We start from the raw sequence: 12,860 nt of genomic DNA, 5'->3' as shown, positions 1-12,860 counted from the left end.
GGCGCGGTAGGTTGTGCGAAAAATGCGGGGATTATCTGCTAATTGGGGCACGGTGCCATTCCCGGCGGCGCTTCGCTTGGCCGGGCTACACGGCTACATTGCCAAGGCAGCGCCACCATCCGGCAATGGGCGCTATGGCTGCACCCACGGAGTGCCCAGCGCCGAGCCCTGCACCCCATATTCGTTCAGGTATTTATCCAGCTCGACCATTCCTGTCCAGCGGTTCTCACACCACAGCGGAGCCAGCAGCGTCGGACGACGTGCGCTGGCGGAAATACGATGATAAATCACCTCCGGCGGCGTATGGCGAATCATCTCGCCCGCGGTTATCGTATAGTCGTCCAGCTCAAGACCGTTCAGGCGCCCGGCTTCCCAGGCTTTGGCCATGATGCTGCCGGTAACAATATGCAGCGGATGCAGCTTAATGCCGTCAACACCGGTTTCAACCACCTGCTGGAGCGTCTCCAGGCATTCGCTCTGCCCTTCGCCCGGCAGGCCGACAATCAGATGGCTACACACCTTTAGCCCGCGCTCGCGCGCCAGACGCGTGGTGTTCTGATAGCAGGCGAAATCATGGCCACGGTTAATCCGGTGCAGCGTTTTATCGTGCGCCGTTTGCAGGCCGAGCTCCAGCCACACTTCATAGCCCTGCTCGTGGTACTCACTTAGCAGGTCGAGTACCGCCTCCGGCACGCAGTCCGGGCGCGTGCCAACGCACAGCCCAACAATATTTGCCTGGCTTACCGCCTGTTGATACATCGAACGCAGCACCTGCACTTCGGCAAAGGTGCTGGTATAGGCCTGGAAATAGGCCAGATAGCGTTTTGCGCGGTTCACCAGCTGCGCCTGATGCGCTAACTGCTCGGCAATCGATTTATGCTGCTGCTCTTCATCAGCAAACGAGGCCACGTTACAGAACGTGCAGCCGCCGCGGCCGATGGTGCCATCGCGGTTTGGGCAGCTAAATCCACCATGCAGCGTCAGTTTATGAACCTTTTCGCCATAACGACGCGTAAGATCCCCACCAAACATATTGACTAATTTTTGTAACTGCATAATCTGATAGACCGGCCTGAAGAAAGGGGCCAAGCCTGCCACTTTTAGTCTCGATCGGCGATGACCTGGATCAATCGCCATGTAGACCTTTTATCCCATTGCATAACAAATCAAAACAACTGCAATTTCATTCAAAGCCATATAGATTATTTTTACTTATGTTCAGCGGCTAATTTGCAATAATCTATCTGCCGTTGAAAAACAGAGTGATCCTATACCCCCACACTCCATGCCAGCATTAAATGCTACTTATTGCAGAATAAACAGTGCATGACGATTAAAACAGCGCTTTCAGATAGTGAGACAGATCACACTCGCGAATCCCCTTCAGCGCGGTTAACGCCAGCCTAAAATGTCATATTTTTCTTATATATCATTGCGTTAATTGCGCTATAGCACATTTTTGTATAAATAAGATTGCCATTTGACCTATGTATCGATTCCCGATAAGTTGGGAATCCGCTGGAAGCTTTCTGGATGAGCAGTCTGCTCATCATATTTATGCAGTAATTGAGATTCCCTCTTAAGCAAGTCCTCAAACTTGTGCGACCTACGCGAAAAGGATAAAAGAGGGCGAATGCGAGGTTAGGCAGATGAATGCCATACCCCGTCGCCATGCTCTTGCTGTGCCTTGCGCGCAATCGATTAAGGGGGCGTCCCGTAGAGCCTGGGGAGGTTCACTGATATGTTGTACGATAAATCCCTTGAGAGGGATAACTGTGGTTTCGGCCTGATCGCCCACATAGAAGGCGAACCTAGCCACAAGGTAGTGCGTACCGCGATACACGCACTGGCACGAATGCAGCACCGCGGCGCAATACTCGCCGATGGTAAAACCGGTGACGGTTGTGGCCTGCTGCTGCAAAAACCTGACCGTTTCTTTCGCATCGTCGCCGAAGAGCGCGGCTGGCGCTTAGCGAAAAACTATGCCGTTGGGATGCTGTTCCTGAATAAGGATCCTGAACTGGCTGCGGCGTCTCGCCGTGTTGTAGAAGAAGAACTGCAGCGTGAAACCCTGTCTATCGTCGGCTGGCGCGATGTGCCAACCAATGAAGGCGTGCTGGGTGAAATCGCCCTCTCCTCTCTGCCTCGCATTGAACAAATTTTCGTTAACGCCCCTGCGGGCTGGCGTCCACGCGATATGGAACGCCGTCTGTTTATCGCCCGTCGCCGTATCGAAAAACGCCTCCAGGAAGATAAAGACTTCTACGTTTGTAGCCTGTCGAACCTGGTCAACATCTATAAAGGTCTGTGTATGCCAGCGGATTTGCCGCGCTTCTACCTGGACCTCGCGGACCTGCGTCTGGAGTCGGCCATCTGCCTGTTCCACCAGCGCTTCTCCACCAACACCGTTCCACGCTGGCCGCTGGCTCAGCCGTTCCGCTACCTGGCGCACAACGGCGAGATCAACACCATCACCGGTAACCGCCAGTGGGCGCGCGCGCGTACCTATAAGTTCCAGACCCCGCTAATCCCGGATCTGCACGACGCTGCGCCTTTCGTTAACGAAACCGGCTCCGACTCCAGCTCCATGGATAACATGCTTGAGCTGCTGCTGGCAGGCGGGATGGACATCATTCGCGCCATGCGTCTGCTGGTACCACCGGCCTGGCAGAATAACCCGGATATGGACCCGGACCTGCGTTCGTTCTTCGACTTTAACTCCATGCACATGGAGCCGTGGGACGGCCCGGCAGGTATCGTCATGTCTGACGGTCGCTATGCCGCCTGTAACCTCGACCGTAACGGTCTGCGCCCGGCGCGCTACGTCATCACCAAAGACAAGCTCATCACCTGCGCTTCTGAAGTCGGTATCTGGGATTACCAGCCTGACGAAGTGGTGGAAAAAGGCCGCGTAGGCCCAGGCGAGCTGATGGTTATCGACACCCGCAGTGGCCGCATTCTGCACTCTGCTGAAACCGACAACGATCTGAAAAGCCGCCACCCGTACAAAGAGTGGATGGAGAAGAACGTTCGCCGCCTGGTGCCGTTTGAAGATCTGGCCGATGACCGCGTTGGCAGCCGTGAGCTGGACGACGATACGCTTGCCAGCTATCAGAAACAGTTTAACTACAGCGCCGAAGAGCTGGATTCCGTTATCCGCGTGCTCGGCGAAAATGGCCAGGAAGCGGTCGGCTCAATGGGTGACGATACCCCGTTTGCCGTGCTCTCCAGCCAGCCGCGTATTATTTACGACTATTTCCGTCAGCAGTTTGCGCAGGTGACCAACCCGCCAATCGACCCGCTGCGTGAAGCGCACGTGATGTCGCTGGCGACCAGCATCGGCCGTGAAATGAACGTCTTCTGCGAAGCGGAAGGCCAGGCGCACCGTCTGAGCTTCAAATCACCGATTCTGCTGTACTCCGATTTCAATCAGCTCACCACGATGAAAGAGGAGCACTACCGCGCCGATACGCTGGATATCACCTTCGATGTGACGGAAACCAACCTTGAAGAGACGGTGAAAGCGCTGTGCGACAAAGCCGAAGAGATGGTACGCAGTGGTACCGTTCTGCTGGTGCTTTCTGACCGTAACATCGCCAAAAATCGTCTGCCGGTACCGGCACCGATGGCGGTAGGCGCCATTCAGGCTCGTCTGGTTGATAAGAGCCTGCGCTGCGATGCCAACATCATCGTCGAAACCGCCAGCGCCCGCGACCCGCACCACTTTGCGGTACTGCTCGGCTTTGGCGCCACGGCAATCTACCCGTACCTGGCTTATGAAACCCTGGGACGTCTGATTGATACGCATGCTATCGAGAAAGACTACCGCACGGTGATGCTGAACTACCGTAACGGCATCAATAAAGGCCTGTACAAGATCATGTCCAAAATGGGCATCTCGACCATCGCGTCCTATCGCTGCTCCAAGCTGTTTGAAGCCGTGGGTCTGCACGATGACGTGGTTGAGAACTGCTTCCAGGGCGTGGTTAGCCGCATCGGCGGTGCATCGTTCGACGACTTCCAGCAGGACCTGCTGAACCTGTCGAAACGTGCCTGGCTGGCGCGTAAACCGCTGGATCAGGGCGGCCTGCTCAAATACGTTCACGGCGGTGAATATCACGCTTATAACCCGGACGTGGTGCGTACTCTGCAACAGGCAGTACAGAGCGGTGAGTACAGCGATTACAAAGAATATGCCGAGCTGGTGAACAACCGTCCGGCGGCAACGCTGCGCGATCTGCTGGCGATCACCCCGAACGGGGAAACCGTCAACCTGGCCGACGTTGAACCAGCAAGCGACCTGTTCAAACGTTTCGACACCGCAGCGATGTCTATCGGCGCACTGAGCCCGGAAGCACACGAAGCGCTGGCTGAAGCGATGAACAGCATCGGCGGTAACTCGAACTCCGGCGAAGGCGGCGAAGACCCGGCGCGTTACGGTACCAACAAAGTATCGCGCATTAAGCAGGTGGCTTCCGGTCGCTTTGGCGTGACCCCAGCGTATCTGGTTAACGCCGACGTGATTCAGATTAAAGTTGCCCAGGGCGCGAAGCCAGGCGAAGGCGGTCAGTTGCCGGGTGATAAAGTCACCCCGTACATCGCCAAACTGCGCTATTCCGTACCGGGCGTGACGCTGATTTCTCCGCCACCGCACCACGATATTTACTCTATCGAGGATCTGGCGCAGCTGATTTTCGACCTGAAACAGGTCAACCCGAAAGCGATGATCTCCGTGAAGCTGGTTTCCGAACCGGGCGTCGGCACTATCGCCACGGGGGTAGCGAAAGCTTACGCTGACCTGATTACCATCGCTGGCTATGACGGCGGCACCGGCGCAAGCCCGCTGTCTTCCGTCAAATATGCGGGCTGCCCGTGGGAACTGGGCCTGGTGGAAACCCAGCAGGCGCTGGTTGCTAACGGCCTGCGTCACAAGATTCGTCTGCAGGTAGACGGCGGCCTGAAAACCGGCGTCGACATCATTAAAGCAGCGATCCTCGGCGCAGAAAGCTTCGGCTTCGGCACCGGTCCAATGGTCGCGCTGGGCTGTAAATACCTGCGTATTTGTCACCTGAACAACTGTGCAACCGGTGTTGCAACTCAGGATGACAAACTGCGTAAGAACCACTATCACGGCCTGCCGTTCAAAGTGACTAACTACTTTGAATTTATCGCCCGTGAAGTACGCGAGCTGATGGCCGAGTTGGGCGTAACCCGCCTCGTTGACCTGATTGGCCGCACCGACCTGCTCAAAGAGCTGGATGGCTTCACCGCCAAGCAGCAGAAGCTGGAGCTGTCTCGTTTGCTGGAAACCGCTGAGCCGCACCCAGGTAAAGCGCTGTACTGCACCGAGAACAACCCGCCGTTTGATAACGGCGTACTGAACGCACAGCTGCTACAGCAGGCGAAACCGTTTGTTGATGACCGCCAGAGCAAAACCTTCTGGTTCGACATCCGCAACACCGACCGTTCCGTAGGCGCGTCGCTGTCTGGCTATATTGCCCAGACGCACGGCGACCAGGGACTGGCATCGGATCCGATTAAAGCGCACTTCAGCGGCACCGCAGGTCAGAGCTTCGGCGTGTGGAACGCAGGCGGCGTTGAGCTGTACCTGACCGGCGATGCCAACGACTACGTCGGTAAAGGTATGGCGGGTGGTCTGCTGGCGATTCGTCCTCCGGTGGGTTCTTCCTTCCGCAGCCATGAAGCGAGCATTATCGGTAACACCTGCCTGTACGGTGCGACCGGCGGTCGTCTGTACGCCGCAGGGCGTGCGGGTGAACGTTTCGGCGTACGTAACTCCGGGGCGATTACCGTGGTGGAAGGTATTGGCGACAACGGCTGTGAATACATGACTGGCGGCATCGTCTGCGTGCTGGGCAAAACGGGCGTTAACTTCGGCGCCGGTATGACGGGCGGCTTCGCCTACGTACTGGATGAAGACGGTGATTTCCGTAAACGCGTGAACCCGGAACTGGTGGAAGTGCTGGATGTCGACTCGCTGGCGATTCACGAAGAGCACCTGCGCGGTCTGATTACCGAACACGTGCAGTTAACCGGTTCTTCCCGCGGCGAAGAGATCCTGGCGCACTGGCCGTCTTACTCCGCGAAGTTCGCGCTGGTTAAGCCGAAGTCCAGTGATGTGAAAGCCCTGTTGGGTCACCGTAGTCGTAGCGCAGCTGAGCTGCGTGTGCAGGCGCAGTAAGAGGTCATCATGAGTCAGAACGTTTATCAATTTATCGACCTGCAGCGCGTTGATCCGCCAAAGAAACCGCTGAAGATCCGCAAGATCGAATTTATTGAGATCTACGAGCCGTTTTCCGAAGGACAGGCCAAAGCACAGGCAGACCGCTGCCTGTCCTGCGGTAACCCTTACTGCGAGTGGAAATGTCCGGTACATAACTACATCCCGAACTGGCTGAAGCTCGCCAACGAGGGACGTATTTTTGAGGCAGCCGAGCTGTCGCACCAGACCAACACCCTGCCGGAAGTTTGCGGGCGCGTTTGCCCGCAGGACCGCCTGTGCGAAGGTTCATGTACGCTGAACGACGAGTTCGGCGCAGTGACCATCGGCAACATCGAACGCTATATCAACGATAAAGCGTTCGAGATGGGCTGGCGTCCAGACCTGACCGGCGTGAAGCAAACCGGCAAAAAAGTCGCCATCATCGGTGCGGGCCCTGCGGGCCTGGCATGCGCCGACGTGCTGACCCGTAACGGCGTGAAGGCTGTGGTCTTTGACCGTCACCCTGAAATCGGCGGTCTTCTGACCTTCGGTATCCCGGCCTTCAAGCTGGAAAAAGAGGTGATGACCCGCCGCCGTGAAATCTTCACAGGCATGGGCATTGAGTTCAAACTCAACGTCGAAGTGGGCCGTGATGTGCAACTGGACGACCTGCTGAAGGATTACGACGCCGTCTTCCTCGGCGTGGGCACCTATCAGTCCATGCGCGGCGGCCTGGAGAACGAAGACGCGTCCGGCGTATTCGACGCTCTGCCATTCCTGATTGCCAACACCAAGCAGATTATGGGCTTTGGTGAAACCGCCGAAGAACCGTACGTCAGCATGGAAGGCAAGCGCGTGGTGGTACTGGGCGGCGGTGATACCGCGATGGACTGCGTGCGCACCTCCATTCGTCAGAATGCGGCTCACGTTATCTGTGCTTATCGTCGTGACGAAGAGAACATGCCAGGTTCGAAACGCGAAGTGAAAAACGCGCGTGAAGAAGGCGTGGAATTCCAGTTCAACATCCAGCCGCTGGGCATTGAAGTGAATGCTAATGGCAAAGTGAGCGGCGTGAAGATGGCGCGTACCGAAATGGGCCAGCCGGATGCGAAAGGCCGCCGTCGCGCGGAAATTGTCGCCGGCTCCGAGCATGTCATCCCGGCCGATGCCGTCGTGATGGCGTTTGGCTTCCGTCCACACAGCATGGAATGGCTGGCGAAACACAGCGTTGAGCTGGACTCTCAGGGCCGCATCATTGCGCCCGAAGGTCACGAAAATGCCTTCCAGACCAGCAACCCGAAAATCTTCGCCGGTGGTGACATCGTGCGCGGTTCGGATCTGGTGGTGACAGCGATTGCCGAAGGCCGTAAGGCGGCTGACGGGATTATGAACTGGCTGGAAGTGTAAGAAGACTCTTCTATGGCCCCTGTCCACATTTGCAGACAGGGGCTTTTTTCTTCGTATATCCCCGCCATTCTTTGAAAGCTACTCGCAATTCAGACTGCAAGTCTTTGTAATTATTAGAACGCGGATTGATCACTTCAGCGCCCGGGCGTATTGATAGCGGCAAAATTTCACATTGCGACTATCACTACAGGGATGAAATATGAACACGCCGACGTCACCTCAAAACGCAGATGATTATCAGCAGATCCATGACGGTATTATTCATCTGGTCGATTGCGCACGAACTGAAATAGTTCGCAGCGTTAACGCACTCATGACCGCGACATACTGGGAAATTGGCCGACGCATTGTCGAATTTGAGCAAGGCGGTGAAACCAGAGCGGCTTATGGTGAACAGCTCATTGATCGTTTATCGCAGGATTTAAGCCAAAGGTATAAACGCGGTTTTTCTACAAGAATCCTGTGGCAAATACGCAATTTTTACATTTGTTTTCAACACATTGAAATTCCGCAGACAGTGTCTGCAGAATCTCAATATCTCATACAGCTGGCCAAGTTTTTCCCACTTCCCTGGTCTGCATACGTCCGCCTCCTGTCGGTTAAAAGTCCCGATGCGCGCAGCTTTTACGAGAAAGAGACGCTGCGTTGTGGCTGGTCGGTGCGGCAGTTAGACAGGCAAATTGCCACACAATTTTACGAGCGGATACTGCTGTCCCGCGATAAAACGGCCATGCTACAACAGAGTGCGCCCGCCACCGCCGAGGTGACGCCAGAGCAGGCAATACGCGACCCGTTCATTCTGGAATTTCTGGACCTGAAAGACGAGTATTCAGAGTCCGATCTTGAAGAGGCCCTGCTCAACCATCTGATGGATTTTATGCTGGAACTCGGTGATGATTTTGCATTTGTAGGCCGTCAGCGTCGCTTGCGGATTGACGACAGCTGGTTTCGCATCGACCTGCTATTTTTCCACCGGAAATTACGCTGTCTGTTGGTTATCGACCTGAAAGTAGGCAAATTCAGCTATGCCGATGCAGGACAAATGAATATGTACCTGAACTATGCGAAAGAGCACTGGACTATGCCGGGAGAGAACCCGCCCGTGGGGTTAATCTTGTGCGCGGCGAAAGGGGCTGGGGAAGCGCACTATTCATTGAATGGTTTACCCAATACCGTGATGGCAAGCGAATACAGAGTACAGCTGCCTGATGAAAAGCGGCTGGCAGATGAGCTGATTCGCTCACAAAAGGCATTGGCCGCGCAGGGTAACTTATTATCAAACTGACATAACAAAACAGGCCCCAAAGGGCCTGTTCTCATCTTACTTCACAACGCGCAGCGCCGGTCGCCCACCGCGAGGCGGTGGCGGCGTATCATCCGGATCGTTGTCATCGCTAATATCAGGCTTATCGCCATCAATCACCGACATCACCGTTTCGCTTCCACCGTTATCCACGGCTTCATCGTCGTTGAAGCTGTCCGCATTCTCATCGTACGCGGCTTCAGGTTCGAACATGGTTCCAGCGCCGTTTTCACGGGCATAGATAGCCAGCACGGCAGCCAGCGGCACATTAACCTGACGCGGTACGCCGCCAAAGCGCGCGTTAAAGCGCACTTCATCGTTGGCCAGTTCAAGATTGCCCACCGCGCGTGGCGCGATATTCAATACGATCTGTCCATCGCGCGCGTACTCCATTGGTACGTTCACGCCTGGCATCATGACATCGACCACCAGATGCGGCGTCAGCTGGTTATCCAGCAGCCACTCGTAGAACGCACGCAGCAGGTACGGGCGGCGTGGAGAAAGCTGTGAAACTTCCATTCAATTAACCCCGGCCAAGGCGCATTTCGCGCTCGGCTTCCGTTAAAGAGGCGAGGAAAGAATCACGTTCGAAGACGCGAGTCATATAGCCTTTCAGCTCTTTCGCACCGGCACCAACCAGCTCGATACCCATGACAGGCAAGCGCCACAGCAGTGGAGCCAGGTAGCAATCGACAATACTGAACTCGTCGCTCAGGAAGAATGGCTTCTGAGTGAAGACCGGCGCAATCGCCAGCAGCTCTTCACGCAGTTGCTTACGTGCAGCATCCGCCTGAGCAGCAGAACCGTTCATCACGGTGTTCATCAGTGAGTACCAGTCTTTTTCGATGCGGTGCATGTACAGACGGCTTTCACCGCGTGCGACCGGGTAGACAGGCATCAGCGGCGGATGAGGGAAACGCTCATCCAGGTATTCCATAATGATGCGTGACTCCCACAGAGTCAGTTCACGATCCACCAGTGTCGGTACGCTTTGATTCGGGTTGAGGTCAATCAGATCCTGCGGTGGATTGTCCTTTTCCACATGCTCTATCTCAAAGCTGACGCCTTTCTCAGCCAGCACGATGCGGACCTGATGGCTATAGATGTCAGTAGGACCAGAAAACAGCGTCATTACCGAACGTTTGTTGGCAGCGACAGCCATGAAAACCTCCAGGTATATTCAGAATTTTTACTGCTACCAGCCGCAAAGGCGGCCAGCCAGATGATTAGCCTTATCTGCACGCTGTACGACATTCCCGTTTACGAATTAAACAAAAAATGAACAATCGCGCGCATTTGGGCAGAAAATTGGATGATAGTCTACCAGATTTTGAACGGCTTGTGGTGAGGGGATTCCGGAAAAGCGGAAAAAGAGCCCACTGGCTTCTGGTTTACAGGCATAAAAAAACCCGCCTGAGCGGGTTTTTTTCGCCAATTGTTGTCTGCCGAAGCAGAAACAAATTAACGTTTGGAGAACTGAGGACGACGACGTGCTTTACGCAGGCCGACTTTCTTACGTTCAACCTGACGAGCATCACGAGTAACGAAGCCAGCTTTACGCAGTTCGCCACGCAGGGACTCATCGTACTCCATCAGAGCGCGGGTGATACCGTGACGGATCGCACCAGCCTGACCAGAGATACCACCACCTTTAACAGTGATGTACAGATCCAGTTTCTCAACCATGTCGACCAGTTCCAGCGGCTGACGAACTACCATGCGGGCAGTTTCACGACCGAAGTACTGTTCCAGAGAACGTTGGTTGATAACGATTTTGCCGTTGCCCGGTTTGATGAAAACGCGAGCTGCGGAACTTTTGCGGCGACCAGTGCCGTAGTATTGATTTTCAGCCATTGCCTATAATCCCGATTAGATGTCAAGAACTTGCGGTTGCTGTGCCGCGTGGTTGTGCTCGTTACCTGCGTAAACTTTCAGTTTACGGAACATTGCACGACCCAGCGGGCCTTTTGGCAGCATGCCTTTAACCGCGATTTCAATCACACGCTCAGGATGGCGAGCAATCATCTCTTCAAAGGTCGCTTCTTTGATACCACCAACGTAGCCGGTGTGGCGATAGTACACTTTGTCAGTACGCTTGTTGCCGGTTACAGCAACTTTATCAGCGTTCAGAACGATGAGGTAATCACCAGTATCCACGTGCGGAGTGTATTCCGCTTTGTGCTTGCCGCGCAGGCGCAGAGCCAGTTCGGAAGCCAGACGGCCCAGAGTTTTACCGGTCGCGTCAACAACATACCAGTCGCGTTTTACGGTTTCTGGTTTAGCTGTAAAAGTTTTCATTAAAAGCTTACCCAAATAAATTAGTTACACGTTGGTGAACACCCAAACGTTTTGTCAGTTGAGGTTCACACGACATTGTCCAGCAAACCTACCCCTTCGAATAGCCTATGCCGGCGCAGAGAAAGTTTTGGGAAAAAAACTCTCTTGTAACGTGGGGTCGCAAGATTATAGAGAAGTCGGGGTCAAAGATCGACCCCTTTATGTGATTTGCCGCGGGTTTTGTTTGCCCACGTAGCTCGGCCGAGCGAAGCGGCACCGGGAATTCGCGTAGGGGTTTCCCGGGGTCGGCGTGAACGCCTCGCCCGGGCTACATGGGCTATGCATTTATGGCATGTGTGGGCGTTTGAGGTACTCTTCGCTCTGCATTTCCTGCAAACGCGACAGGCAGCGCTGGAACTCAAACTTCAGCCGCTCCCCTTGATAGATGTTGTAAAGCTCAACTTCAGCGCTCACCACCAGCTTCACGTGACGTTCATAAAACTCATCGATCAGCGCGATAAAGCGTCGGGCTTCGCTCTCAAGCAGCGGCGTCATCACCGGCACGTCATACAGCATCACGGTATGGAACAGCCGTGAGAGCGCAATATAGTCGTGCTGGCTACGCGCATCGACGCACAGCGTGGTAAACGATACCGCCAGCGTCTGATTCTCCACGCCGAGCGTTGGCAGTTGACGGTGGTTTATCTCAAGCGTCGTCTGGTTTTGCTGCGGCGTGCCCGCCAGCGCCAGCCACAGTTTGTTCATCTGTTGGCGGGTGTCGTTATTCAGCGGGGAAAGCCACAGATGCGCCTGCGTTAACGTTCGCAGTCGGTAGTCGATGCCTGCGTCCACGTTCATGATGTCGCAGTGCTCTTTAATGGCTTCAATTGCCGGCAGGAAGCGCGCGCGCTGCAAACCGTTTCGATAGAGCTCATCCGGCGGAATGTTGGAGGTCGCCACCAGCGTAATACCGCGAGCAAACAGCGCCTTCATCAAGCCACCCAGCAGCATCGCATCGGTAATATCAGAGACAAAAAACTCATCGAAGCAGAGCACGTCCGTTTCGGCCTTAAAACGCTCCGCCACGATTTCCAGCGGATCGCTGTGCCCCTGCAACTCCCCCAGTTCTTCGTGCACCCGCAGCATAAAACGGTGGAAATGCAGACGCTGCTTACGCGTGCCAGGCAGGCTTTGATAGAACATATCCATCAGCCAGGTTTTGCCTCGTCCTACGCCGCCCCACATATAGAGGCCGCGAACGGCAAGCGGTGTGTCGGACTCTTTTTTACCCAGCAGCTTACCAAAACGCGCACGCAGGCCACCGCCAGATACGGGGGCGGACGTTTTGTTTTGCAGTTCCTGGTAAATGGTGTCGAGGCGGTTAACCGCCTCACGCTGAACGTCATCAGGTTGATGACTGCCCTCTTCGAGAGCCTGGAGATAGCGCGATGTGGGGGACTGGCTTTGCATGATCTAATTGTTATTCCTTTGAAAACCGGTATGTCTTACTTCACGATTGACTAAAAAAAGTCCGTTCTACACTACGCGATGATGCGTCAGGATTCCACTTCTACGGGATTAGCGGTTATAGTGGCACTATCGGGCGCTGGCATGGAGTTGCCGAAGCCGCCAATACCCTATGGAACTATA

General features: G+C 55.0%; 9 protein-coding genes. 3 read left to right on the top strand and 6 right to left on the bottom strand.

The window, feature by feature from the left end:
• Nucleotides 1–132: 132 nt before the first annotated feature.
• Complete coding sequence (gene mnmL, locus MY052_RS02480; RefSeq protein ID WP_248538149.1) at nucleotides 133–1,056, bottom strand: tRNA modification radical SAM protein MnmL/YtqA; 924 nt, start codon at nucleotides 1,054–1,056, stop codon at nucleotides 133–135.
• 685 nt (nucleotides 1,057–1,741) lie between these two features.
• On the opposite strand from mnmL, the gene gltB reads away from it, so the two are divergent.
• From gltB to MY052_RS02465, 3 genes are all read left to right on the top strand, one after another.
• The gene (gene gltB / locus MY052_RS02475) at nucleotides 1,742–6,202 is read left to right on the top strand and encodes a glutamate synthase large subunit (RefSeq protein WP_202217104.1); all 4,461 of its coding nucleotides are present in this window, start codon (nucleotides 1,742–1,744) and stop codon (nucleotides 6,200–6,202) included.
• 9 nt (nucleotides 6,203–6,211) lie between these two features.
• Complete coding sequence (gene gltD, locus MY052_RS02470) at nucleotides 6,212–7,630, top strand: glutamate synthase subunit GltD (protein ID WP_035891183.1); 1,419 nt, start codon at nucleotides 6,212–6,214, stop codon at nucleotides 7,628–7,630.
• A gap of 199 nt (nucleotides 7,631–7,829) precedes the next feature.
• Nucleotides 7,830–8,915: a PDDEXK nuclease domain-containing protein gene (locus MY052_RS02465; protein WP_248538148.1), complete on the top strand. Its 1,086-nt coding sequence runs from the start codon at nucleotides 7,830–7,832 to the stop codon at nucleotides 8,913–8,915.
• A 36-nt stretch (nucleotides 8,916–8,951) separates the two neighbouring features.
• Here MY052_RS02465 and sspB read toward each other — a convergent pair whose 3' ends face one another.
• The 5 genes from sspB to zapE form a co-directional block, all read right to left on the bottom strand.
• Complete coding sequence (gene sspB, locus MY052_RS02460) at nucleotides 8,952–9,452, bottom strand: ClpXP protease specificity-enhancing factor (RefSeq protein ID WP_035891185.1); 501 nt, start codon at nucleotides 9,450–9,452, stop codon at nucleotides 8,952–8,954.
• Between the two features lie 4 nt (nucleotides 9,453–9,456).
• On the bottom strand, nucleotides 9,457–10,095 hold the full coding sequence (gene sspA / locus MY052_RS02455) for a stringent starvation protein SspA (protein WP_185667785.1): 639 nt from the start codon (nucleotides 10,093–10,095) through the stop codon (nucleotides 9,457–9,459).
• 299 nt (nucleotides 10,096–10,394) lie between these two features.
• Nucleotides 10,395–10,787, bottom strand: a complete 393-nt coding sequence (gene rpsI, locus MY052_RS02450) for a 30S ribosomal protein S9 (protein ID WP_000829815.1) — start codon at nucleotides 10,785–10,787, stop codon at nucleotides 10,395–10,397.
• 15 nt (nucleotides 10,788–10,802) lie between these two features.
• Nucleotides 10,803–11,231, bottom strand: a complete 429-nt coding sequence (gene rplM / locus MY052_RS02445) for a 50S ribosomal protein L13 (protein WP_035891189.1) — start codon at nucleotides 11,229–11,231, stop codon at nucleotides 10,803–10,805.
• Nucleotides 11,232–11,555: 324 nt separating this feature from the next.
• Nucleotides 11,556–12,680, bottom strand: coding sequence for a cell division protein ZapE (gene zapE / locus MY052_RS02440; protein ID WP_248538147.1), 1,125 nt, complete (start codon nucleotides 12,678–12,680; stop codon nucleotides 11,556–11,558).
• Nucleotides 12,681–12,860: the final 180 nt, after the last annotated feature.

This window comes from Kluyvera ascorbata, from assembly GCF_023195735.1.
Classification (GTDB): Bacteria; Pseudomonadota; Gammaproteobacteria; order Enterobacterales; family Enterobacteriaceae; genus Kluyvera; species Kluyvera ascorbata.
The sequence above is the reverse complement of the archived record's forward strand: the minus strand, read 5'-3'. Positions and strand labels throughout refer to the sequence as shown.